General features: G+C 64.0%; 22 protein-coding genes. 12 read left to right on the top strand and 10 right to left on the bottom strand.

Translation table 11 applies throughout. From position 1 onward, the window contains the following. Nucleotides 1-306 precede the first annotated feature (306 nt). The 4 genes from gabT to HX613_RS06750 all read right to left on the bottom strand — a co-directional run bounded on the left by gabT (nt 307) and on the right by HX613_RS06750 (nt 4,692). Nucleotides 307-1,671 carry a 4-aminobutyrate--2-oxoglutarate transaminase gene (gene gabT, locus HX613_RS06765; protein ID WP_235344633.1) on the bottom strand — a complete coding sequence of 455 codons (1,365 nt, stop codon included), beginning with the start codon at nt 1,669-1,671 and terminating at the stop codon, nt 307-309. Nucleotides 1,672-1,900: 229 nt separating this feature from the next. Continuing rightward, complete coding sequence (gene ygfZ, locus HX613_RS06760) at nt 1,901-3,037, bottom strand: CAF17-like 4Fe-4S cluster assembly/insertion protein YgfZ (RefSeq protein ID WP_235344632.1); 1,137 nt, start codon at nt 3,035-3,037, stop codon at nt 1,901-1,903. A 1-nt stretch (nt 3,038) separates the two neighbouring features. After that, entirely contained in the window at nt 3,039-3,638 is a 600-nt protein-coding gene (locus HX613_RS06755; protein WP_235344631.1) for an FABP family protein, read from the bottom strand. A gap of 250 nt (nt 3,639-3,888) precedes the next feature. After that, nucleotides 3,889-4,692 carry an ammonia permease gene (locus tag HX613_RS06750; RefSeq protein WP_235344630.1) on the bottom strand — a complete coding sequence of 268 codons (804 nt, stop codon included), beginning with the start codon at nt 4,690-4,692 and terminating at the stop codon, nt 3,889-3,891. Nucleotides 4,693-4,879: 187 nt separating this feature from the next. On the opposite strand from HX613_RS06750, the gene HX613_RS06745 reads away from it, so the two are divergent. From HX613_RS06745 to HX613_RS06725, 5 genes are all read left to right on the top strand, one after another. Next, nucleotides 4,880-5,695 (top strand): class I SAM-dependent methyltransferase, encoded by an 816-nt coding sequence (locus HX613_RS06745; protein ID WP_235344629.1) that lies wholly within the window; start codon nt 4,880-4,882, stop codon nt 5,693-5,695. A 188-nt stretch (nt 5,696-5,883) separates the two neighbouring features. Continuing rightward, nucleotides 5,884-6,861: a winged helix-turn-helix domain-containing protein gene (locus HX613_RS06740; RefSeq protein WP_442862590.1), complete on the top strand. Its 978-nt coding sequence runs from the start codon at nt 5,884-5,886 to the stop codon at nt 6,859-6,861. Next, nucleotides 6,858-7,826 carry a mycothiol synthase gene (gene mshD / locus HX613_RS06735; RefSeq protein ID WP_235344628.1) on the top strand — a complete coding sequence of 323 codons (969 nt, stop codon included), beginning with the start codon at nt 6,858-6,860 and terminating at the stop codon, nt 7,824-7,826. The genes HX613_RS06740 and mshD overlap by 4 nt, the downstream gene beginning before the upstream one ends. Before the next feature lie 4 nt (nt 7,827-7,830). Continuing rightward, nucleotides 7,831-9,975 (top strand): RNA degradosome polyphosphate kinase, encoded by a 2,145-nt coding sequence (locus tag HX613_RS06730; protein ID WP_235344627.1) that lies wholly within the window; start codon nt 7,831-7,833, stop codon nt 9,973-9,975. After that, nucleotides 9,972-10,946, top strand: coding sequence for an NUDIX hydrolase (locus HX613_RS06725; protein ID WP_235344626.1), 975 nt, complete (start codon nt 9,972-9,974; stop codon nt 10,944-10,946). Before HX613_RS06730 ends, HX613_RS06725 begins: the two co-directional genes overlap by 4 nt. 28 nt (nt 10,947-10,974) lie before the next feature. On the opposite strand, the gene HX613_RS06720 is transcribed toward HX613_RS06725, so the two are convergent. Continuing rightward, nucleotides 10,975-11,790 carry a methyltransferase domain-containing protein gene (locus tag HX613_RS06720; RefSeq protein ID WP_235344625.1) on the bottom strand — a complete coding sequence of 272 codons (816 nt, stop codon included), beginning with the start codon at nt 11,788-11,790 and terminating at the stop codon, nt 10,975-10,977. Nucleotides 11,791-12,129: 339 nt separating this feature from the next. Here HX613_RS06720 and pstS point away from each other — a divergent pair, with 339 nt between their 5' ends. From pstS to HX613_RS06690, 6 genes are all read left to right on the top strand, one after another. Continuing rightward, entirely contained in the window at nt 12,130-13,230 is a 1,101-nt protein-coding gene (gene pstS, locus HX613_RS06715; RefSeq protein ID WP_125188310.1) for a phosphate ABC transporter substrate-binding protein PstS, read from the top strand. A gap of 236 nt (nt 13,231-13,466) precedes the next feature. Beyond that, on the top strand, nt 13,467-14,357 hold the full coding sequence (gene pstC, locus HX613_RS06710; RefSeq protein WP_235344673.1) for a phosphate ABC transporter permease subunit PstC: 891 nt from the start codon (nt 13,467-13,469) through the stop codon (nt 14,355-14,357). A gap of 2 nt (nt 14,358-14,359) precedes the next feature. Continuing rightward, nucleotides 14,360-15,499 (top strand): phosphate ABC transporter permease PstA, encoded by a 1,140-nt coding sequence (gene pstA, locus HX613_RS06705; protein ID WP_235344624.1) that lies wholly within the window; start codon nt 14,360-14,362, stop codon nt 15,497-15,499. A 64-nt stretch (nt 15,500-15,563) separates the two neighbouring features. Next, nucleotides 15,564-16,343: a phosphate ABC transporter ATP-binding protein PstB gene (gene pstB / locus HX613_RS06700; RefSeq protein WP_143920666.1), complete on the top strand. Its 780-nt coding sequence runs from the start codon at nt 15,564-15,566 to the stop codon at nt 16,341-16,343. A 304-nt stretch (nt 16,344-16,647) separates the two neighbouring features. Beyond that, nucleotides 16,648-17,205 (top strand): PadR family transcriptional regulator, encoded by a 558-nt coding sequence (locus HX613_RS06695; protein WP_235344623.1) that lies wholly within the window; start codon nt 16,648-16,650, stop codon nt 17,203-17,205. A 63-nt stretch (nt 17,206-17,268) separates the two neighbouring features. Further along, the gene (locus HX613_RS06690) at nt 17,269-18,918 is read left to right on the top strand and encodes an ABC1 kinase family protein (RefSeq protein ID WP_235344672.1); all 1,650 of its coding nucleotides are present in this window, start codon (nt 17,269-17,271) and stop codon (nt 18,916-18,918) included. 49 nt (nt 18,919-18,967) lie between these two features. Here HX613_RS06690 and HX613_RS06685 read toward each other — a convergent pair whose 3' ends face one another. The 3 genes from HX613_RS06685 to HX613_RS06675 all read right to left on the bottom strand — a co-directional run bounded on the left by HX613_RS06685 (nt 18,968) and on the right by HX613_RS06675 (nt 22,072). Next, nucleotides 18,968-20,065, bottom strand: coding sequence for a hypothetical protein (locus HX613_RS06685; protein ID WP_235344622.1), 1,098 nt, complete (start codon nt 20,063-20,065; stop codon nt 18,968-18,970). An 82-nt stretch (nt 20,066-20,147) separates the two neighbouring features. Further along, a complete protein-coding gene (locus HX613_RS06680; RefSeq protein ID WP_235344621.1) occupies nt 20,148-20,786 on the bottom strand; it encodes a response regulator in 639 nt (212 codons plus the stop codon). Next, entirely contained in the window at nt 20,783-22,072 is a 1,290-nt protein-coding gene (locus HX613_RS06675) for a sensor histidine kinase (protein WP_235344620.1), read from the bottom strand. Before HX613_RS06675 ends, HX613_RS06680 begins: the two co-directional genes overlap by 4 nt. A 161-nt stretch (nt 22,073-22,233) precedes the next feature. Between HX613_RS06675 and HX613_RS06670 the strand changes: the two genes are divergently transcribed. Beyond that, nucleotides 22,234-22,695 (top strand): DUF4383 domain-containing protein, encoded by a 462-nt coding sequence (locus HX613_RS06670; RefSeq protein ID WP_235344619.1) that lies wholly within the window; start codon nt 22,234-22,236, stop codon nt 22,693-22,695. A 4-nt stretch (nt 22,696-22,699) separates the two neighbouring features. Here the strand turns inward: HX613_RS06670 and HX613_RS06665 are convergent, their stop codons facing one another. Beyond that, nucleotides 22,700-23,710 (bottom strand): inorganic phosphate transporter, encoded by a 1,011-nt coding sequence (locus HX613_RS06665; protein WP_235344618.1) that lies wholly within the window; start codon nt 23,708-23,710, stop codon nt 22,700-22,702. Between the two features lie 3 nt (nt 23,711-23,713). After that, entirely contained in the window at nt 23,714-24,379 is a 666-nt protein-coding gene (locus HX613_RS06660) for a DUF47 domain-containing protein (RefSeq protein WP_235344617.1), read from the bottom strand. Nucleotides 24,380-24,532: the final 153 nt, after the last annotated feature.

The following is a 24,532-nucleotide window of genomic DNA, read 5'->3' as shown; positions in this document are numbered from 1 at the left end:
CGGCAAGCACGATAGCGTTGCAAAGGCACTCCCCCACAGCAGCACACCCCTCGTGAACAACCCGGACCATCCCCCATGGAACCGGTGACGTCACCCAGCCCCAATAGAACCGGTGACATCACCCCGCCCCCCTGGGACCTGGCGATATCACCGCGTCCCAATAGAACCGGCGATGTCACCGCAGTTGAGCGCTACTCCCGCCCTGTCCCACAAAGACCGACGGCGGCGTATCGACCTCGCATGAGGTCGATACGCCGCCGTCGGAACCCGCAGACGCTGCCTGCGAGCGGGGCCGGATTCGAGCTGTCAGGCCAGCGAAGCGGCGACAGCCTCTTCGATGACGTCGAAGGCGTCGGCCAGGAGCTCATCGGAGATCGTCAGCGGGGGCAGGAAGCGCAGGATATTGCCGAAGGTTCCCGTGGTGAGCACGAGGACACCGTTCTTCGAGCAGTAGTCCGCGATCTTCTTGACCAGCTCGGGGTTCGGATCGATCGTGTCGTGCTGGACGAATTCGGCAGCGATCATGGCGCCGCGGCCGCGGATGTCACCGACCTCCGGGTACTTGCTCTGCAGCTTCGTGAGGCGATCGGTGACGATCTCACCGATGTGCGCGGCGTTCTCAACGAGTCCGTCTTCCTCGTAGGAGGCGATGGCACCGAGCGCTGCCGCACAGGCAACGGGGTTACCGCCATAGGTCCCGCCGAGGCGACCCGGTCCGACCGAGTCCATGATCTCCGCGCGACCGGTCACGGCCGAGAGCGGCAGACCGCCGGCGATGCCCTTTGCTGTGGTGATGATGTCAGGGACGATCTCTTCCCACTCGGAGGCGAACATCTTGCCAGTGCGGGCGAAGCCGGCCTGAACCTCGTCGGCGACGAATACGATGCCCTTGTCCTTGGCGTACTCGACCAGTGCAGGCAGGAAGCCCTCGGCCGGAACGATGAAGCCGCCCTCGCCCTGGATGGGCTCAATGACGATCGCTGCGACGTACTCGGAGCCGATCTGCTTCTCGATCATGGTGATGACGCGCTTGGCCGCTTCATCACCGCTGACCTTGGTGCCTGCAGCATCGTTGTCGCGGTAGGGGTAGGACATGGGTGCGCGGTAGACCTCGCCGGCGAACGGACCGAAGCCGGCCTTGTAGGGGGCGGACTTCGCGGTCATCGACATGGTCAGGTTCGTGCGACCGTGGTAGGCGTGGTCGAAGACGACGACGGCGTCGCGGCCGGTGTGGGCGCGAGCGATCTTGACGGCGTTCTCGACAGCCTCGGCGCCGGAGTTGAGCAGGATGGAGCGCTTCTCGTGGTCACCCGGGGTCAGGCGGTTGAGCGCCTCGGCGACCTCGACGTAGCCCTCGTAGGGGTTGACCATGAAGCAGGTGTGGGTGAAGGACTGGAGCTGCTCGGTGGCGGCCTTGACCACTCGGGGGTTCGAGTTGCCTGCCGTCGTCACGGCGATGCCGGCTCCCAGGTCGATGATCTGGTTGCCATCGACGTCCTTGAGGATTCCGCCGCCGGCTGCCACCACATAGGCGGGGAGGCTGGAACCGACTCCCGGGGCCACGGCTGACTGGCGACGCGCCTCGATCTCACGGGACTTCGGCCCGGGGATCTCGGTGACGATCTTACGTTCCTGCGGCAGAGCTTCGCCGCCAATTTCCAAAGCTGTCATAACGGGAACAATAGAGCCTCACGACGGTTCTTGTCACTTACCGTCCGCAGGGTGAGCAGATCACGCCTATCGCAGATCCAGACGGTGCGAAATCCGTTGCCATCGGTACAACTCAAAAACCGTGCAGAATACGCTCACAAGGCGTTTCAGGTCGGGCCTGAGAGTCAGGTCTGAGAGCCGCCGATGCGGATTCGCTCGCCGATTCCGCTGCATCCGCCGAGGGAGGAAATCAGCGTTGCTGATTCCGCATGTCGGTGTCCTTGTTGCGTCCCGGAAGTTCGATCTCGTGTTCGCGCACAGGCGCGACGATCGTCTCCTGGGCCCCGGCCACACGGGGTGCGTCATCGCCCAGATCGAAGCTGAGTTCAGCCTCGGCGGAGAGATTGCGTTTGACCACGGCCAGGCCGATCGGCCCGAGTTCCCAGTGCAGAGCAACCGAGGTCAGCTGGCCCACGGACCGTTCGGACCCGCGGACCTCAGCGAGCACCTCGGCGCCGGTTTCGGGCTGGATGTGCCCGGATCCGTCGAGGTGGACGAAAACGAGCCGGCGAGGCGGCTGGCCCAGGTTGTGCACGCGGGCCACGGCCTCCTGACCGCGGTAGCAGCCCTTGGCCAGGTGCACCGAGGTGCGCAGCAGATCGAGTTCGCCGACGAGCGATTTGTGGTCGATCTCGTTCGTGCCCGGACGCCAGGCGGCGATCCGCACGGCTTCCCAGGCGTCGAACCCGGCCATGATGAATTCGCTCGCCGAGGTGGCCTGCAGGTCCGTGCGGGCGATGATGCCGATGACGAACTGAGTCTCGAGCCCGGGGTGGTCCTCCCCTGCCACCTCGAGCCCGAGATCGACCTCGGCGTACGAGGCCGAACCGGACCCGATGTGCGGCCAAGGATCGGACCACAGCTGGGTCACGGGCAGGCTGTCGGGGAGCTTCACGACGGCGCCGATGCATTGGAACTCATCGCTGACGTCATCGATCGTCACCCGCATCATGAAGACCATCTTGCGGAGGAATTCGAGAGTCTCGTCGGTGCGCAGCTCACTGATCGCCCACAGCGATTCGCCGTCGTCGACGAGCTTCAGCCAGCCTTCGATGCGGCCGTTCGGGTCAAGGACGAGAGTCTCTGTGGACACGCCCGGGGCCAGGGTGTCGAGCTTCTGCGTGGTAATGGAGTTCAGCCAGGTGAGGCGATCGGCTCCGCTCAGACGCAGGATTCGCAGGTGGGGCAGATCGACGATCGCGCCCTTTTCGAGCAGTGCCCGCTGCTCGCGCAGCGGCGAACCGTAGTGGGCCGGGGTGTGCTCGAGCCCTTCGCCGCCGAATACCGCGGTGGAGCTCAGTGGGCGATTCAGCGATGAGGCAGTCATATCAGGCAATCTTCTTCAGTCGAGCTGAGGAGTGTGTGGCGAGTTCGTGGCCCAGTGCGGCCATGTCCCAGGCCCACATGAGCTCCCCGCCGACGAGGCCGTACATGCGGGTCGAGGCCGTGTACTCCTTCGCGGTCTTGGTCCGGGCGACGACATCGGTGGAGAGGTCGATGCGCGGTCCCTTGACGTGGCCTGCGTAGAGTTCCATCACGCCGTGCGGGTGGACGATCTCGGCTTCGATCTCGAATCCGTCATCATTCGTGCGCAGGGTGTCGACGGCGGCCGCCGAGGTGAAGCTGGACTCTTCGGTGGGCATGAGCATTCCCGGGCCCACGTCACCGGCATCGCGCGGACGCACCAGCTGCCAGATCCCTGTCTCCAGAGTCAGCGTCGATTCCAGTTCGCCGTCCTCACTCAGCAGCCACGCATGCGCAGTGTACTGCAGGAACGGTGTTCCCGGGTGGGCGATGAATTCGACGCGCTGCCCGAACTGCTTCTCCGGGGTGTCCGCGTAGCCGACGACTCCGACGCCTTCCCACGAACCGATCAGCCAGGACAGGGGAACGAGCTCGGGGTGAACCGAGGAATCAAGTTCGATCATTGAGTTCAGCGATTGTCTTTGAACAGCGCCGTGACGACCTTGACTCCGACGCCCAGGGCGCCGAGTGCGGCAATGCCGACGAGACTGGAGAAGACGATTTCGAGAGCGACAAGGTTATCCATGCTCCCAGTCTACATTTCCCATCTGCGGTATGCGCACTCAGTCCGAGCTCTGAGCACCGCTTCAGCACGAATCTGGCCACGGCATCAACGCGGAGTCGACCTCACCGTGTCTGACCTCATAGCCGAGGTCAGAAGGCGATGCGCTCCAGGGAATAGACGACGACACCGCCGAGGGCGATGGGAGCGGCCCCGAGCGCGAGCTGAACGGCAAAGCTGCGGGCTTTCTCCACGTTCTTCTTCAACTCGATGTTCTGGGAGAGCTCAAGGCTCACAGCCTGGTACTGGCTATAGGCGATCAGCCCGAGCATGCGGTCGACGCCGGCGACCAACAGCCCCATGATGCCGCCGAGGACGAGCGAGACAGGCACGCTGATGGCGTCCTTGAAGATGAGGACCGAGAGGATCCCGGCGACCGCCACCGGCATCGCAATCGCCAGCGGAGACGTGTAGATCGCAGGCCAGGGCAGGGCTGTCATGCAACCAGCGACGATGAGCGAGACGAGGCCGACGACGATGGCTTCCTTGTCGCCGGGCATGGTGATCGCCGCGACCCAGGTGCTTGCGGACAGGACGATGACCACGCCCGCAACTTGGGCTGAGACGTTGGCTACGGCATCAGAGGCACCCATTCCCCGGGTGAGATTCTGCACGAAGGTCCAGAGCAGGCCGAGACCCGCCAGGACAGGAAGCCAGTCAAGATAGGGTGCTGCGTCGTCGCGGAACGCCGCGAGCAGTCCGGCCACGCCGAAGAGGCCGAGCATGATCGACGTCGCGCGAGGCTGCGGTGAGTCTGTCAGTCGCGGCCAGCCGTAGGCGACACCGAAGACGATGAGCCCGGTCGCCAGCAGGAACAAGGTGTAGCCCCAGTACACGGAGGCACTGAGGGCCAGCGCCAAGGCCAGCGCGACAACTACTCGAATCCATCTGATCACAGCACTATCGTGCCTTATTCGGCCGAGGCGACGCGATTTGGGCCAGTGTCGGCGATCCCCGCCGACGTCACCGACGCCGCTCATCGTCTGTCCTTGCGGGCATCTGCTGAGTCACAGCCGACCCTGTTCACTCCTGACGCAGCGACCTACGCTGATGCGAACCTGCTCACTTCTGATGGAGAATCTCATGACCAATGTGCTGACAACAGGCAGCTGCACCGCCGACCAATACGACCTCAGCTGCGGAACCGGAACCGATCTGGGCACACAGCAGCTCACCCTTCTATCCGCACTCCTCGACCCGACGACGCGTACAGTGCTGAGGTCGCTTCAGCCGAAGGAGAACGCAAGGTATCTGGAGGTCGGAGCCGGAAACGGCTCCATCGCCGAAATGATGGCAGCAGACTTCGGCGGCAGCGTCCTGGCCGTCGACAAGGACGTGACGAACCTGGGTGCGTCCCCAGGTGTCGACGTCGTCCATCACGATGTCCACAACGGCGTCCCCATCGGGCCGTTCGACCTCATCCATGCGCGCCTGGTCCTCGCCCACCTGTCTGCCCGGAGACGGGTCTTCGCCCAGCTCGTCGAGCAGTTGGCTCCCGGAGGATGGCTCGTCATCGCAGATGTCGGTGTCGCCGCGGAACTGCTCGTGGCACCGGAGGAATCCGACCACGCGGTATGGCGGAGATACAACCACGCGGCGTATCAGCGGTTAGGCCCGGAAGTCGACTGCGACTACGGCTGGGCCGACCGGACCGAGGTCGAGATGTTCGGAGCCGGGCTCGCGGATGTCGCCGCGCAGCACCTCGTTCCTCTGGCCCGCGGCGGTGGACCCTGGACGAGCTACCATCTGAACCTCAGCCTGCAGAACGAGGAAGGTCTCCTCGCCACCGGTCTCCGTCGCGAAGACCTGGACCGCTACCGCACCATGCTGACCGACCCCGAGTTCCGCGCGCGCTTCTTCTCACTGACCTACACGACAGGGCGCAAGCCGACCGCATGACCGGCATCCCTCCCTTCTCCTGTGACCTGTTCTCTCCTGTGCCCCGTTACCCCTCCCCTGTGACCTGTTGCCCTCCCCTAGGCATCTGAGAAGCAGTTGGGCAGTTATCGAAGAAGCACAGCTGGGCACCCTCGGTATACTTTCCTCAGGCTGCTACTTCAGCGGCCGAGCCGAGTCCGAGGAGGTGGATGGAGCACATGCGAATCCTGCACATCTGTCCTGCACCCCGCCTCGACTCCCCCGTCGCCCCAGAGTCCCTGCAGTATCTCGGCCACCAGATCGAACGCCTCGGCCTCGATCAGCTGAGCCGGGCAGACTCCAACTCGCTCAGTGCCGACATCGTCGTCGCCGACGCCTGCCTGGACCTGTCCTTGGCACCTGCCATCGCCGAGGCGGTGGCGCAGACGCGCATCGCTGCTCCGATCATCGTCGTGCTCAGCGAAGGCGGACTGGCCACCGCCTCGGCGAAATGGAACGTGTCCGACATCGTCCTCACCACTGCCGGCCCCGCCGAGGTGGAGGCCCGCCTGCGTCTGGCACGTGATCACCACCGGGCGCAGGCCTCACACGGTGCTGCCTCATGGGGAGGCGGGGCCGGCGTGAGCGCAGCCGGCTCGACACCCACCGTCGGAGGATCGCGCCCCGACCGCCCATCCTGGAACACCAGCGGCCCCTGGACGAGCGAGGGCGAGCCCATGATCGTCGTCAGCGGCGCCCTGCGCATCGACGAGACCGCGTTCACCGCACACCTGGGCGAACGCAGCCTCGACCTGACCTACCGCGAATTCGCCCTGCTGAAGTTCTTCGCGATGCACCCCGAACGTGTCTTCACCCGCGATGAGATCCTGCTCGCGGTGTGGGGCGATGACTACTTCGGAGGGACCCGCACCGTCGATGTGCATGTCCGCCGCGTGCGTGCGAAACTCGGCAAAGACTTCGAGAACGCCATCCACACCGTCCGCTACGTCGGCTACCGCTTCAGCCCCGACTCCGCAGCCGAACACGGCGACGGTGATGAGACAGATTCGGACAACGAAGAAACGCCAGACACCGACGCAGCGGTGGAGACCGACGCAGCGGCGGCCACTGACGAGGTCGCGGAGCACGAACAGGCTGACCACGAACAGCCGGAAGCAGAGTCGAACGAGGAGGACGTGAAGGTATGAGAATCGAAGCCAGCGGAGCCGTGACCGGAACCCCGATCACCACTCTCTCCGAGACGGAGCTGACCTTCCTCGACCGCGTGGCAGCAGCCGATGGGTCCGCTGAGATCTCCGGCGGACTCCTGGCCATCGCCACCGGCGAGAACGAATCTCACTCCGCGCAGACGGCTTCCAGCGTATGGCGAATCTATGCCGACGACTCAGCAGACTCGAACGCCGACGACGGCGCTCTCATCGGCTTCGGCATCCGCGCGCTCCAGGGCGATCGTCATGCGGCCGAATTCCTCATCGACCCCGATCACCGCGGTCAGGGCCTGGGCGAAGAGCTGCTGTCGACGATTCTTCAGGAAGAGCCCGACTCCTGGTGCTGGTCACACGGCGACCACCCAGGCGCACAGGCACTGGCGAAGAAGCACGACCTCGGTCGTGATCGCGTTCTCTACCAGATGCGCACCGGTTCGGGACTCTCACTCGATGACCTGCCGCAGACCTCGGCGCCGGAAGGTGTCACGATCCGCTCCTTCACCTCCGGTGATGAGGACGGTTGGCGGCGAGTCAACAACGCGGCCTTCGACTGGCACCCAGAGCAGGGGTCGCAGACGGCTGAGGACTTCGCCGAGATCATCCAGGCACCCGACTTCGACCCGGATTCGGTGATCCTCGCCATCCGGGATGAACAGGTCATCGGATTCCACCAGACCAAGCTCACGGACTTCGGCGCTGAGGGCCGCCTCGGCGAGGTCTATGTCGTCGGGGTCGACCCGAGCATCCATGCCAAGGGTGTGGGCAAGGCGCTGACGATCGAGGGCATGCGCCGGATGGTCGCCGCCGGCGCGAGTGTGATCGAACTCTACGTCGAATCCGACAACGCGCCGGCGCTAGGCTTGTACGAGCGGCTGGGATTCCATGTCGCGGTGGCGCACGTGTCCTATGCGCCGGCTTCCTCGACCGAACGCAACCAGGAGTAGAGCGATGTACGACATCACTGCAGTCGGAGCGGAGCTGGGTCTGCCGGACCCAGAGGATCGATTCCTCGACCGGGAGCTCAGCTGGCTGGCGTTCAACGAGCGTGTCCTCGATCTCGCCTCCGACCCTGATATGCCGCTGTTGGAAAGGGTCCGATTCCTCTCCATCTTCGCCACCAACCTCGACGAGTTCTTCATGGTCCGCGTCGCCGGCCTCAAACGCCGCATCAACACCGGTTTGGCCGTGCCCAGCGTCACCGGCCGGATGCCGCTGCAGGTCATGCACGCGATCGGTGTCCGGGCGCATGACCTCATGACCCGTCACGCCGCCCTGCTCAAGGATGACATCGGTCCCCGCCTCGATGCGGAGTCGATCACGAAGGTCCAGGTGGACGAGCTCACCGAGGACGAGCGCGCCAGAGTCGACGAATTCTTCGCCGGCCACGTCTTCCCCGTCCTCACCCCTCTTGCGGTGGACCCGGCGCACCCGTTCCCCTACATCTCCGGACTCTCACTCAACCTCGGCGTCCTGCTGCGCTACCAGGATTCCGGCAAGGAGCTCTTCGCCCGGGTCAAGGTGCCGCCGCGCCTGCCCCGATTCTTCAATGTCGCCACGGCCACGGATCGCCCCGCCGGCCGCGATGTCCCCGCCCGCTTCGTCGCGCTCGAAGACATCATCGCCGAACACCTCGACACACTCTTCGAGGGCATGGAGATCATCCACCACTCGACCTTCCGCGTCACCCGCAATGAGGACCTCGAGGTCGAGGAGGACGATGCGGAGAACCTCCTCAAGGCTCTGGAGAAGGAACTCCTGCGCCGCCGCTTCGGGCCTGCCGTGAGGTTGGAGATCACCGAGAACATCAATCCTCGGGTCCGCGAGATGCTCAAGGACGAACTCGGCATCGACGAGAACGAGATCTACCAGCTGCCCACCCCTCTCGACCTCTCCGGCATGTCAGACATCGCTGACGTCCCTCGCGATGACCTGCACTTTCGAAAAATGGTCCCGCAGATGAATAAGGATCTGTCGCTGCGTGAATCCAGCGACCAGGTCGACGTCTTCGCGGCAGTGTCGAACCGCGACATCCTGCTCCACCATCCCTACGACTCGTTCTCCACGAGCGTCCAGGCGTTTCTGGAGCAGGCGGCAGCGGACAAGAACGTGCTCGCCATCAAGCAGACGCTCTACCGCACTTCGGGCGACTCCCCGATCATCGATGCCCTCGTCGACGCCGCTCAGGCAGGCATCCAGGTGCTCGCGGTCGTGGAGATCAAGGCCCGCTTCGATGAGGAGGCCAACATCACGTGGGCGCGCAAACTCGAACGCGCCGGCGTCCACGTCGTCTACGGGATCGTCGGGCTCAAGACCCACGCGAAGCTCTCCCTCGTCGTCCGCCAGGAGGCTGAGGGTCTGACCCGCTACTGCCACGTCGGCACCGGCAACTATCACCCGAAGACAGCGCGAGGCTACGAGGACTTCGGGCTGCTGACCAAGGACAAGAGCGTCGCCGATGACCTGACGAAGCTGTTCAATCAGCTCTCGGGCTACGCGCCCCTGGCCGAATACTCGCGCCTGCTCGTCGCCCCCACCCGGGTCCGTTCGGGGCTGACCGAACTCATCGACAAGGAGATCGCCATCGCCGAGGCGGGTGGTGCCGGCATGATTCGGATCAAGGTCAATTCCATCGTCGACGAGGCGATCATCGATGCCCTCTACATGGCTTCCCGGGCCGGTGTCCAGGTCGAGGTCTTCGTCCGCGGCATCTGCGCCCTGCGACCAGGCATCCCCGGCGTGAGTGAGAACATCACAGTGCGGTCCGTGCTCGGCCGCTTCCTCGAGCATTCGCGGACCTTCGTCTTCGGCAACGGCGGCGATCCTCTCGTCTACATCGGATCAGCTGACATGATGCACCGCAACCTCGACCGCCGCGTCGAAACCCTCGTCCGGCTCGTCGCACCGAATCACAAGGCCGAGATCATCGAACTCTTCGACCTCGCCTTCGCCGACACCACCTCGGCGTTCGTGCTCGCCGCTGACGGCAAGTGGACGCGCAGCACCCACGACGATGAGGGCAACCGGCTCACCGAGTACCAGACGGAGCTCATCCGCCGACATCGCAAGCGCCGGCAGATCGGAGAAGAGGCTTGAGCCCGAAATCGGTCGGATCCGCGCAGGCATCCTCACGCGTCACCGCCGATATCCTCGCCGCCGGTGCGCTGTGCTGGCGCAATGGCAGCGAAGGACTCGAGGTCGCTCTCATCCACCGCCCCCGCTACAACGACTGGTCCTGGCCCAAGGGCAAGGTGGAATCAGGCGAGACCCTTCCGGAGACGGCGATTCGCGAGGTCAAGGAGGAGACGGGACTCGATATCACCCTCGGCGTCCCCCTGCCTGCGGCGGAATACATGGTCGGCGGAAAGCACCTCAAGAAGGTCTTCTACTGGTCAGCACAGGTCAAGGGCGAGCACACCTTCACTCCGATGAATCAACGCGAGGTCGACGAGGTGAAGTGGCTTCCCGTCGGCGAGGCGCGAACGAAGCTGACTTCCTACGCGGATCGCGACCAGCTCGATGCGCTGGAGAAATTCGATTCGACCAACGCACTGCGTGCCTGGCCTCTGATCCTCGTCCGCCACGGGAAGGCATTTCCCCGAGCGAAGTGGCATGAGACGGAGCACGTGCGCCCGCTGCTGGCTTTGGGGACCCGTCAGGCCATGGCTCTGACCGGGCTGCTCTCAGCGTGGGGCACGAAGAGACTGATCTCGAGCCCCTGGAAGCGGTGCATGGCCACGCTCGCTCCGCTGTCCGCGGCGACCGGCAAGCCCATCCGCAGGGCTTCGTGCCTGAGCGAGAAGGCGAGCTCTGCGAACCCCGACAAGACCTCCCGATTCATCGAGAAGCTGCTGGAGAAGGGCAGGCCGGTCATCTACTGCACCCACCGGCCTGTCCTGCCTCTGATCCTCGAGGTCTATGCGAAGTACGCCCCACAGCGCATCGCGGAGAAGTTGCCGCGCGAAGACCCCTACCTCAAACCCGGTGAGATCCTCGTCGCCTATGTGCGTCCGGGCGCAGTGCCGCGCATCGTCGAATTCGAACGGATCCGCCCGATCGACGCCTGAGACTGGTTCCTCAGGGGGGCCCGGTTCCTCAGTGGGCGGGGAGTCTGCACCATGCTCCGTACATCGGCGGGCCCATGACCATGCCATCGAGGGCATCGATCTCATCATTGAGCCGATCGGTGAGCGTGTCGATCCCGATCTCCTCGGCGCTGGCGATGCCCAGTCTCTCCAGCAGCGGCACGACCGCCGTGATGATGTTCGACCATCCGAAAGCAGGCGAATCCCCGCGTCCGCCCACCGGAGCACCCATCATCATCTTCGGATCCGGCAGACCCGCTGCACGGTAAGCGGTGAAGAGCTCCGGCCCCATCTGGGCATGCACGCCGAGCTCGTCGAAGGCCTGGAGGATCCAGGTGCGCGCACGATTCCAGAGCGGGGTCTCCTCGTTCGTCCACATGTAGGTCATATCGGGTTCGTGCATGCACAGCAGCCCACCCGGACGAAGCTGCACGGCGGCAGAGCGTAGGACCGCCTCGGGATCGGGGACGTGCATGATCACAGCCCGTCCGACGACGGCGTCGAAGGTGCCGTCGAGTTCCAGATCGGGAAGAACCGCCTCGGCGAATTCGACTTGGGGCACACCGGCCAGGACTGCTCGGGCAGCCGTCAGGGACTCGACGTCCCGGTCGATGCCGAGAACATAGCCGGTCTCTCCGACGAGATTCGCTGCGATCGCGGCCACGGCTCCGGTCCCGGTACCCAGATCCAGCACCTTCATCCCGGGACCGACTCCGGCTCGAACAAGCAGCTCTTCGGTCAGAGGATCCAGAACGGTCGACTGCTCACGCAGACGGATCTCTTCCTCTAGGGCGTCTTCGAACATGTAGTGGTGCTCGGCTGACATGGGCTTCTCCTCATCGAGAATATGAATGACGGCATGTTCTGGCACGTCACTCTATGGACCCCGGTGATCATCGACAAGAGGTCGACGAACCTCAGCGCGCTGCCCTGCGAAATCGGGCCGATTCAGCCCTGCGAAATCGGGACAACGTCGTCCCGACAAGCATCCTTTCATGAATCCGCAGGTTCCTGTGATGGAGCACTCACCCCGACCTGAAGCCTTCAGGATTCATTCACCCTCCATTCACTTAGCGACTCCCAGGGCTTTACGCACGATCCTTAGCGTGTAACACGAAAGATCGAACAATCTCGAACAGTGTTCTCATACTCGAAAGGCATCTTCGTGAAGCTGAAGCACCTGGCACCATCCGCTGCAATCCTCGCAGCCGGCGCACTCACCCTGTCGGCCTGTGGCGGAACCTCTGCCACTGGAGAAGAAGCAAGCGGCGGCGACAGTGATCTGCAGGGCACACTGACCGGAATCGGCGCCTCATCGCAGAAGGCCGCGATGGATGCATGGACCGCCGACTTCGCCTCAGAGAACTCCGGCGTGACCGTCAACTACTCGCCCGACGGTTCAGGTGCGGGCCGTGAGCAGTTCCTGGCCGGAAACGCTCAGTTCGCCGGGTCTGACGCTCACCTCGACGACGACGAGGTCAAGCAGGGCAAAGAAGCTTGCGGCGCCGATGGTGCCTACGAGTTCCCCGTCTACATCTCCCCCATCGCAGTGACCTTCAACGTCAAGGGCGTCGATGAGCTCAACCTCGCGCCTTCGACGATCGCCAAGATCTTCAAGGGCGAGATCAGCAAGTGGAACGACAAGGCGATCAAGGCCGACAACCCTGATGCCGATCTCCCCGACACGAAGATCACTGCCGTGCACCGTGCCGATGACTCCGGCACCACGGAGAACTTCGCCGAGTACCTCAAGGCCACGGCCGAGAAGGACTGGGACGCTGAGATCAGCGGGGACTTCCCCAAGGACTTCGGTGGCGAAGCCGCACAGGGCACCGACGGTGTCGTGCAGACCGTCTCCGACACCGACGGAGCCATCGGCTACGCAGACGCCTCCGCCGTCGGATCACTGAGCAAGGCCAAGGTGAAGGTCGGCGAAGAATACGTCGAGCTCTCGGCCGATGCCGCGTCCAAGGTCGTCGACGCGTCCGACAAGGTCAAGGGCCGCAGCGAAGGCGACCTTGCCTTCGACCTGGCTCGCGACACCACCGAATCGGGCGCCTACCCGATCGTCCTCGTCTCCTACCACGTCGTCTGCTCGTCTTACAAGGACCAGGAGACCGTGGACATGGTCAAGGCCTGGGAGAAGTTCGTCGTCTCCGAGGAAGGACAGAAGTCGGCAGCGGATTCCGCCGGCTCCGCACCACTGTCCGATGACCTGCGTTCGCAGATCGAAACCGTCATCGATTCGATCAAGGTTGAAGGCTGATTCTTGGCTGCTGACCTGCAGAATTGATATGTCGAAGAGCGGCGCAGCGACCCTGCGCCGCTCTTCGGTGCCTAGGGACCCGTCCACCGGATCCACCGCAAGTTTCATGAGGAGCACTTGTGCCGACCAGCACACAGACCACAGTGTCCGGCCCTGCCGGAGCACCTGAGCCGGACTCACAACCCGAGTCCGGCACGGGCCAGAGGCCCAAAGCCGTCGTTCGTCCCGGTGACCGAATCTTCTCGGCCGCGACCCTCATCGCCGGCATCCTGATCCTGCTCATCCTGGCCGGAGTCGCACTGTTCCTTCTGGCGCAGTCTACGGACACCATCGAAGCCCAGGTCAATGATCCGAGCTCGATCACCGGCGGCAAAGGGTTCTTCTCCTACGTCTGGCCGCTTGTCATCGGCACACTCATCTCCTCCGCCATCGCGCTGCTCGTGGCCACCCCGTTCGCACTCGGCATCGCACTGTTCACCACGCACATGGCACCACGGAAGCTGGCGCCGGTCCTCGGCTACGTCATCGACCTGCTCGCTGCGATCCCCTCGGTCGTCTACGGTCTCTGGGGAATCGCCCTCGCCGGCAGCCTCACAGAGTTCTACCTGTGGCTGTCGAAGTGGTTCGGCTGGATCCCGATCTTCGCTCCCGATGCGAACGGCGATGTGTCGAACACCGGCCGCACACTGCTGACGGCCTCTCTCGTACTCTCCATCATGATCCTGCCGATCATCACCTCCCTGACCCGTGAGATCTTCCTGCAGACTCCCCGTCTGCAGGAAGAAGCTGCCCTGGCTCTCGGCGCAACGCGCTGGGAGATGATCCGCATGTCGGTGCTGCCGTTCGGAAAGTCCGGCATCGCCTCGGCGACCATGCTCGGCCTCGGCCGCGCACTCGGAGAAACCATGGCCGTGGCCATGATCCTCTCCCCCGGCCTGCTCACCGCGTCCCTGGTGGTCAGCGGCAACCAGACCATCGCGTCTGAGATCGCGCAGAACTTCCCCGAAGCCGCCGGACTGCGGCTGTCCGAGCTGATCACGGTCGGCCTCGTCCTCTTCGTCATCACCTTGCTGGTGAATATGGGCGCACGTGCAATTGTTGCCAAGACCTCGGTGAAGGGCAGTTGAGAATGTTGACTACTACGAACAATTCGACGACCACGTCCCGCGCCCTGACCTCGAAGCAGCTCCCCAAGGCCACACCATGGGTGGTTGCAGTCGCCTCGATCATCGTCGCGATCATCATCAGCTTCATCGCCTTCGGCGGGTTCAACATCCCAGTCGTCGCAGTCCTCGCCGGACTCATCAACGTGGTGGCCGTCTTCGCGCTCTCCGGAGCCTACGAGGGCCGCCGCAAGGCCACCGACCGGGTGGCCACCACCGTCGTCACATCCTCGTTTATCCTCGCCTGTGTTCCCCTCATATCACTGCTCTGGATGACCATCTCCAAGGGCGGAGCCGCTATCAGCTTCGACCTCCTCTCCCGCACGATGCTCGGCATGAAGGGTGTCCTCGACCAGCAGTACGTCGCCGGTGAAGCAACAATTGCCGGTGGCTTCTACCACGCGATCGTCGGCACCGTGCTGATCACGGTCATGGCCTGCATCATCTCGATCCCCATCGGTGTGCTGACCGCGATCTACCTCGTCGAGTACGCCGAGAAGAACAGGCTGGGCAAGGCCATCACCTTCCTCGTCGACGTCATGACCGGCATCCCCTCAATCGTCGCCGGACTCTTCGCCTTCGCGCTGTTCTCCACCATCGCAGGGTTCATCATGCCGGACGCGGCAGGCATCGCGAAGACAGGCTTCACCGCCGCCGTAGCACTGTCGGTGCTCATGATTCCGATCGTCGTGCGCAACACGGAGGAGATCCTGCGCCTGGTCCCGATGGATCTGCGAGAGGCGTCCTACGCACTGGGCGTGCCGAAGTGGAAGACGATCGTCAAAATCGTTCTGCCCACCTCGGTGTCGGGCATCCTCTCCGGCATCACCATCGCGATCGCCCGCGTCATCGGCGAAACTGCACCGATCATGGTCACCGCCGGATTCGCCAAGGCTCTCAACTGGAACCTGTTCTCCGGTTGGATGTCGACTCTGCCGACCTTCATCTACGATTCGCAGCTGCGGCCGGTCTCTCCCGGCGATGCCGCCCTGGCCAGCTCCGAGCGAGCCTGGGCAGCAGCCCTCGTCCTCGTCGCCCTGGTCATGCTCCTCAACCTCCTGGCCCGCGTCATTGCGAAGGTGCTGGCTCCGAAGGCAGGACGCTGATGAAGCGCTGAGACCCCGAGGCACGCCATACTTGTTCCAGACATTCCACAGATAGGGAAACACATTGTCCAAGCAGATCGACATCAAGGATCTCGACATCTTCTACGGCGATTTCCGCGCCGTCGACGGTGTGCAGATGCAGATCAAGCCCCGCTCGGTCACGGCCCTCATCGGCCCCTCGGGCTGCGGTAAGTCCACAGTGCTGCGCACACTCAACCGGATGCACGAAGTGATTCCGGGCGCCAGCGTCTCCGGTCAGGTCCTCATGGACGGCAACGACATCTACGGAGCAGGCGTCGACCCGGTCAACGTGCGCCGTGAGGTCGGCATGGTCTTCCAGCGTGCGAATCCGTTCCCCACGATGAGCATCAAAGAGAACGTGCTGGCCGGTGTGCGTCTCAACAGCCGCCGCATGACCAAGTCAGAGGCCGATGATCTCACCGAGCGTGCACTGCGCGGCGCCAACCTCTGGAACGAGGTCAAGGACCGTCTCAGCCTGCCCGGCTCAGGACTCTCCGGCGGTCAGCAGCAGCGCCTGTGCATCGCCCGCGCTATCGCCGTTGAGCCCGAGGTCCTGCTCATGGACGAACCGTGCTCCGCGCTGGATCCGATCTCCACACTGGCCATCGAGGATCTCATCAACGACCTCAAGGACCAGTACACGGTCGTCATCGTCACCCACAACATGCAGCAGGCCGCTCGCGTGTCCGACAAGACAGCGTTCTTCAACATCGCGGGCACCGGCAAGCCAGGCAAGCTCATCGAGTTCAACGAGACCTCGACGATCTTCTCCAACCCCGAGAAGGAAGAGACCGAGAACTACATCTCCGGCCGCTTCGGATGATCTGAAGTCTGGCCTGCGGCTGCGTGGGCGGCGACCGCAGTCCTCAGCGAAAATGTCCAACGGTTGGTAACTTCGTCGCGATCCAAGAGCTCGGATCGCGACGAAGTTACCAACCGTTACCTGTATTCACGGCTCATAGTGGTTAAGGGGCGAGGTCTCCACCCAAGAGACCTCGCCATCACGCCCCGGCCTGAACTTGGTCTGGGAGTTACCTCCGCAGTCGACGGAACGACCTTCCCAGCAACCCATCGACGATATATCGTTATATATCGTCAAGGCGATTCGATCAGACCTGGAGGTCATCATGAACGAGCCATTCAATCACGGAGGTTTCTCTCGTCGGAACGGCGATTGGGGCGGGGCGAATATCTGGGAAGCGGTGGAGCAGCTGCGCTCATCCTTCAACCCCAAACAGCCGTTCCGCATGAACCGCGGGGATGTCCGCGCCGGAATCCTCACACTGCTGGCCGAAGCCCCGATGCACGGCTACCAGATCATTCAAGAGATCGAAGAGCGCAGCGGCGGCAGCTGGAAGCCCAGCCCAGGATCGGTCTACCCGACGCTGCAGCTGCTCACGGATGAGGGCCTCATCAGCTCGGAGTCCTCAAGCGGGCGCAAGACCTATTCACTCACCGAGGACGGACGCGAACAGCTCGCATCCGAGCCGGAGTCCAATGCTCCATGGGAATCAGCGAAGAAGCCCGAAGCGCCCAGGGCCGCAAACCTGGCCAAGGCCGGCGTCGAGCTGGCGCAGGCAGCAGCTCAGGTCGGCCGATCCGGCAGCAAGGAGCAGGTCGCCGAGGCGGTCACCGCGCTCGAGGACACCAAGCGCAGATTGTATTCGATCCTCGCCGAGGACTGAACAGTGGCGGCGCGAACCCTTCGGGCTCGTTACGGTCGGATCCTCCGCTTCGCCGCGGCCCAGATGGTCATGGCCTGGTGGTTCGAGATGACGCTGCCGCGAATCGGCCTGGGTCATCTCGCGGCAAGAGGTCGGGTGGAGCGCTGGCGTTCCACGGCCAGGCGTTTCCGCACTCTGGCCGTGGAACTCGGCGGTCTGATGATCAAGGTCGGTCAGTTCCTCTCCTCGCGCATGGATGTTCTCCCACCCGAGATCACCAGAGAACTCGAGGGCCTGCAGGACGAGGTCGCCCCGGTCCCCTTCGACCAGATCCGCGACCTTGCAGAAGCGCAGTTGGGGATGGCACTCACTGATGCCTTCGCCTCCTTCGAATCTCGCCCATTGGCCGCGGCATCCCTGGGGCAGGCGCACTCTGCGACCCTGACCCCGGAGATCGCCGCAGAGAACGGCTTCGCCGAGGTGGTCGTCAAGGTCCAGCGTCCGAGCATCGCCGATATCGTCGAGGTCGATCTGCGTGCACTGCGCCGGATCGCCGGATGGCTCTCCCGCGTCCAGTTCGTCTCCCGTCGCGTCGACATGCCGGCGCTGGTCGAGGAGTTCGCCCATGTCAGCCTCGAGGAGATCGACTATCTCCATGAAGCGGCGAATGCGGAGGCCTTCGCCGTGGATGCGGCTGAGTCGGCCAGGGTGCATGCTCCGCAGATCGTCTGGGAACAGACCACACCACAGGTGCTGACCTTGGAGGACGTCACGGCGATCAAGGCCAACGACGTCGCTGCGCTGCGTCGAGCCGGGATCGACCCCCACGAGGTTGCGACGACCTTCGCGCACACAATGTTCGATCAGCTCTTCCGGACCGGGTTCTTCCACGCCGACCCCCACCCCGGCAACATCTTCGTGACACCTGCCCACCCGGGGACAGCCTCGGCGGGGGCGGGGTGGCACCTGACCTTCATCGACTTCGGGATGATGGGGCACGTGCCGGAGAATCTGCGCGCGGGCCTGCGGGAGCTCTTCATCGCCGTGGCGATGCGGGACTCCCGCCGCCTCGTCGCAAGCGTCGGACTCATCGGAGTTCTGCTCGACGGCGCGGACACGGAAGAGCTCGAACGCTCTCTCACGGGACTCTTCGCACGGTTCGGAGGCATGGGGTTCGCCCAGCTGCGCGACGTCGATGAGAAGGAGCTGCGAGCCTTCTCCACGGATTTCGAATCGGTGGTGCGGGATCTGCCCGTGCAGCTGCCGGAGAACCTCTTCCTCATCATTCGCTCGCTGTCCATGGTCTCGGGTCTGTGCAGTTCGCTCAATCCCTCGTTCAACATCTGGGAGGTGGTCGAACCCTATGCGAGCGAGCTGATCGAGGAGGAGAAGGGCGGCGCCGCCGGCACTGTGGCGAAGGAGGCAATCAACCTTGTGCGCCTCACGCTCGGCCTTCCGGGACGCCTCGACGGCCTGGTCCAGAGGCTCGAGAACGGTGAGCTCTCGGTGGCTACGCCCAAACTGGACCGCCGGGTCGCGGGCCTCGAACTTCTGGCCCGCGGGGTGATCTCAGCCGTGCTGTTCACCGGTTTCGTCATCGGCGGTGCAGTGCTGCTGTCCATGACCACACTGGGTGGCGTCCTGCTGCTCATCGCCTCGGCGCCGGCGCTCATCCACAGCCTGGTCACTCTGCTTCGACACAGGACGCTCAGCCGCCGACACCGCCGCAGGTGAGAGCACACGGTCATCCGATCCCAGCAGAAGCGCATGCCGAAACGACCTGTCACTGCCGCCTGGAAGCGCGGGCATCAAGTCGCCTGGCACGGTAGGCATAGGTGGCCCAACCGAGGGCCAGAGCCCACAGCGGGAAGAGCAGCGTCGGTCCGATCGTCACCCAGTTGCCATTGATGCTGACACCGTTGAGCAGAACCGTACGGATCATGCCCATACCTCCGGTGAACATCGCCAATGTGACGATGCAGGCGGGTATCGTCGCGAGGAGGATCGGCACACGTCGTCCTGCCAGCGGCCCTGTCCAACGCGGAAACCTCTCTCCCCATCTCTGCACCAGCCCCAGGGTCAGCAGCGCTCCGAGCAACCCGGCGATCGCCAAGGCGAGACCTGAATGCCACATCCCGACCTGGAGGCCTGCGGAATAGAACTCGGGGCTGAGCCCGAACGGGATACCCAGTGCCCACAGAATACGAGTGGATGCATAGATGACGGGAACCGCCACGGCCACGCCGACGGCGATCTTGGCACTGACCTGGACGGGCCGGCGACCTTCGGCAGCCTTCACAGAGGTCACCCCCGCGGCGGAGACCTCGCCGACAGAAGCATCCACGGCCGCACCATCGGCGCTTGCCCGGCTACGTCGCCTGCGGCCCTCCAGCGATGCCCATACCGCTGCCCACAGCCCCGGGCCGAGCAGCATGAATCCCTGCCAGAGCACGGCGACGGGAATCGCCGGGAACTGCAGGCTCAGGGTGTAGCCGAGGTATGCCAAGACCAAGGTGTCGGTGAAGACCATAGTGGTGACGAGGGTGAGGAAGACCGCGAAGATTCCCGCTGCGGCGACGGCTCTGCCGCGCAGTCGTGGCAGGGTCAGGAGGGTCGATGCGAGGGTCAGGCTCAGCAGCGCACAGGACCCGACCCATGCTGCTCCAGCAGGGATGGAGAGATAGTCCAAGAGTGTGCTGTACTCGCCCCGTTGCGCATGACCGAACGGAGAGACGAGCAGTCCGCTCCCCCACAGCACGGAGACGACCAGCATGGTCAGTGACCAGACCGCGCTCAGGCCGAGCATAGTGACATCGACATTGAGTGCCCGCGTCGATTGAGATGGATGTCCTGATTGTGTATAGCTCTGTGTTGTCTTCATGCTTCAACACTCGCGCCGTAGCCGTCCTGACAGACTCCCCCGAACGGGTGAACGGCATCCCTCAGAGGGTGAAGCATGCCCCTCAGAGGGTGATGAAACCCGATTCGAAGGCTCTGATGACGGCTTGAGTCCGGTCCCTGGCGCCGAGCTTGCCGAGCAGCGAGCTGACATAGGTCTTGACTGTCTCACTGCCGAGGAACAGTTCACCGGCGATCTCCACATTGCTCAGACCGCGCGCCATGAGTGAGAGCACCTCCTGCTCGCGACTGCTCAGCTGGGCAACACTGGCCAGGTCTTCGCGCCGCCCCGCCTGAGCTGCCATCTCACGCACCTTCTGCGGATACAGGAGCACCTCCCCACCGGCCACGACGTACACAGCTCGGATGAGTTCCTCCGGCTGGGCCCGCTTGAGCACGAAGCCATCGGCACCGGCACGCAGCGCTTCGAAGACGTAGTCGTCGCTGTCGAAGGTGGTCAGGATGAGCACACGTGGAGGGTCCTGCCGCGCCACGAGCAATCGAGTCGCTTCGAGTCCGTTGAGCTGCGGCATGCGCACGTCCATGATGGCGATATCGGGCTGCGTGCGCTGGACGAGGTCGATTGCGTCGGCACCGTCGCCGGCCTCGCCGACCACTTCGAGTCCAGTGTCCGAGTCGATGATCGCCGCGAGCCCGGCGCGGACCAACGGCTCATCGTCGATGAGGACCACCCTGATGCTCATGTCTGCCTCTCCTCGTTCGCAACTCGTACAGTGCCGCTGTCTGTCGGCAGCACGGCCTCAAGCGTCCATGAGCCACCATCTGCAGTCCACCGAACTTTCCCGCCGAAGAGCTCAACACGCTCTCTGATCCCCTGCAGACCCCGGCCTGTACCCGCATTGCTCCTCGCGCCACTGGTGTTCACCACGCAGGCGTTGCTCACCGTCAACGTCACGCATCTCGCATCGACGCTGATCGACACCGAGGCCCCCGGGACTGAGGCGTGGCGAAGCGAGTTCGTCAGAGCCTCCCGCACGATCCGATGCAGCTCGTGCGCCACGACTGAAGGCAATGAGCCCATGTCGCCTCTGATTCTCAGCTGGGTCGGGTGCCCCACTGATCTCGCTTCCTGGGCCAGGACCTCGAAATCCTCGATAGTTCGCCGAGGTGGTTGTGCCGTTTCCGCACTGATGACGGCATCATCATCTGCCTCCAGATCGGCCTCCGTGCGGAGCAGCGCGAGAATGTGGTCCAACTCGGCCACCGCCTCACGTCCGGTGCGGGCGATTTCGTCAACGGCCGCCTCGGCGATGGTGGGGTATGTCTGCAGTGCGCGCTTGGCGACTGCCGCCTGCATCGTCGTCACGGTCAGAGCGTGGCCGATCGAGTCGTGGACCTCGCGGGCAAGCACCGTGCGGCGGAACCGGCGGGCCCGCTCGCGACCAGCGAGCTCCGAGCGGTCGGCCGCCGACGGGCCGAGGAGAATGAGTGCATAGTTCGGCAGAAAGTATCCCTCCACGACGATGATGGCGATGCACATCAGCAGGATTCCCACGGCGAGGGCCTGGATCAGCCCTGCGGGCAGTACGGTGGCCGCCAGGCTCGTCTCGGTTCCGATCAGACCGTCGGAGAGTTCATGAGCCTGTTGGGGGTCGGCGGCCAGAACGATGGCGGCTGGGACCAGGACGACGATCGTGAGCAGGAGCAGTGCGCCGGCGAAGGTGTGACCGAAGTAGAACAGGGCACCGCGCAGTCGATCGGCCGTTCGGGGCCGCCTCGGCGGGGTGGGGATGCTCAGTTCGAGCAGCTGCTCGGCCAGTGTGCGTTCGAGGGCGCGGATGACGGCGAGGAATGCTGGAATGCACAGCAGCGCGAAAGCGATGATTCCGACGACGATGATGGTCAGCGAATCGGCGCGGTTGCCGACCCGGTTCGAGGCAGTCACGATCCAGATCACGACCGCCGCGTAGGGCACGGCGATGACGCCGCCGATCAGCAGGACCAGCAGCCTGCGCCACAACTTTGCCACGCGAGCCTTCACCGTCACCAGACTACCGTCGCGGCACTCGATCAGCTCGGAATACCGGGTGCATTCGAAAGCCACGGCAGAAAAGCCTCGACGGAACCCATCCACGACGAAATCCGCTCCGAATCCGCTGATGTACGACGAGAGTCTTCGAAAGGATCGTCATGAGCACTCACATAGTTTCATCATCAGCTCACACCGACCGCACCGGCGTCCAGATCATCTCAGGCATCTTCGGAGCCGTGTTCCTCCTCGTGGGCATCTTGGGCTTCGTCCCGGGCATCACCCAGAACCTGGACACGATGATGTTCGCCGGGCATCATTCACAAGCCGCGCTGCTGGGGATCTTCCAGGTCTCGGTGCTGCACAACATCGTCCATCTGCTCTTCGGCGTCGTCGGCCTGCTCGGGCTCAAGTCACGCCGACTGGCCAAGACCTACCTCATCGTCGGAGGCATCATCTACGCCGTGCTGTGGATCTACGGCCTCGTCGTTCCGATGGAGTCCATGGGCAACTTCGTTCCGCTCAACACCGCTGACAACTGGCTGCACTTCGTCCTCGCAGCAGCCATGATCACGACCGGGATCGTCTTCGGCCGGAAGGCTCACGCTGCGGCACAGCGGTGACGTCTCAGCCGGTGAAGACCCTGACCACCAGGCCGAGGCAGATCGCCAACGCCGCGGCCGCGGGAATGGTCAGCACCCAGACCCCGGCGATGGGAACGATGAAGCGGGCGCGGGCGCGACCCTGGCGTCCGGCGAACTGGGTTCCGAGGATGGCAGATCCGAGGATGAAGGTCAGCGACACCGGCACCCGCATAATGAGCGCCGCCGTGTACATGAGCACCGTGGCGGTGGCATCTGCTGTCGCGGACTTCAGCGGGTCGAGACCGGCCATGCGAACCGACAGTGTGCGGACAACTCGCCACCCGCTCAGGCCGGTGCCGATCGCCAGCGCTCCCGCGATGATCAGCCGCACCGGCCAGGAGATCTCGACGACGGAGAGCTCGGTGTACGGGTTGGCGTCCACGGCGAGGAGCCCGACCATGACCAGGGCCGCGATCTTCTGTGCGTCCTGAACGCCGTGGACCAGCGACAGCGAGGCGGTGAGCACCGAGTCGACCATGCGCGCACCGCGGAAGAGCGGTTTGGGCGGTGAGGCGGCAAAGGTCTTCGACAGCAGAGCCGTCAGGCCCCAAGAGAGTACGAATCCGAGGATCGGCGAGATCACGAGGGGCAGGATCACCGAGTTGACCGCCTCGGCGGAGTTGACCGAGAACCCCAGCACGATCCCGGCACCCAGGAGACCGCCGATGAGGCAGTGCGTAGAGGACACAGGCAGCGCGAGATAGTAGGTGAAGAGACTCCACGCCGTTGCGGCGACAAAGGCGATGATCAAGGAGGTGAGGATGACCTCGGGGTCGCCGTCGAAGTGGACGATCTGATTGGCCACGACTGAGGCGATTCCCTCTCCCAAGAGTGCGCCGATGAAGTTGAAGACGACGGCCAGGCCCAGTGCCCACCGTGCGTTGATGGAGCGTCCGACGACGGCATTGCCGATCGTCAGCGCAGCATCATGGAAACCGTTCGAACCGGCGAAGATCACCGCAGTTACGATGACTCCCGCCAAGAGCAGCTCCACGGACTACGACTCCTTGATCGCGATGGCGGCGACGACCTTGCCCAGCTCGGTGAAGCCGTATGCGGCACGCACGAAGGCCTGCCCCAACTGGGATACCGCGGCCATGTACGTCAGGCCGCGCTTCGAGTTCGGCACGGCGTCAGACATCCGCCATTGCAGGGCCTCTACTTGATAGGTGAGGCGGTTGATGGAGTCGACGTAGTCCCACTGATCGAGTTTGCCCGGCAGCCGAGTGACCATCCGCGAGGTGTGGTCGGTCTGGTTGGACAGGACCGCGAGGGTTTCGAGGACACCGGAAGGCAGTTCGTCGAAGGCCTCCGAGGCAAGGACGAATCCGGCACCGTGGAGAAGGTGGCAGATGTCTCGCATGTGATGACCGAGCAGGTAGAGGTCATTGCGGTCGAACGGGGTGATGTAGTTCTCGCGCAGCGCGCGGAGCACGGCGCCCATGTCTTCATCGGCTTGATCGCCGATCTCGCGGAGACGGTCTGCGACCTGCCGACGTTCGCTGACTTCGATTCCGGAGAGTTCGGCAAGCACCAGGTTGCATTGCCGCATCTGCCCGACCAGATCGGACAGACGTTCGTAGAAGACAGTGTCCTGCGGTACCCGCTTGAGCCGCATGCGTTCCTCCTGCCCGGGGCCCGGTCGAGCCGGACGAATGTGCATGTTGCTTCAATTGTATGTGCCGGACGCTGAACCGAGAGCGCCTCTCGGCGGTAGGCCGCTCGAAGCGGCTGAATTTGGAGCCCGGGGCTTCAGATCCAGCGTCCGGTGGCCACGAGGGCCACCCACCACGATACTCGCTCACGCTCATGAGTC

It is taken from the genome of Brevibacterium sp. UCMA 11754 (genome assembly GCF_021532275.1).
Taxonomy (GTDB): domain Bacteria; phylum Actinomycetota; class Actinomycetes; order Actinomycetales; family Brevibacteriaceae; genus Brevibacterium.
Note: the sequence above shows the minus strand (reverse complement) of the source record. Positions and strands in the feature narration are given on the sequence as shown.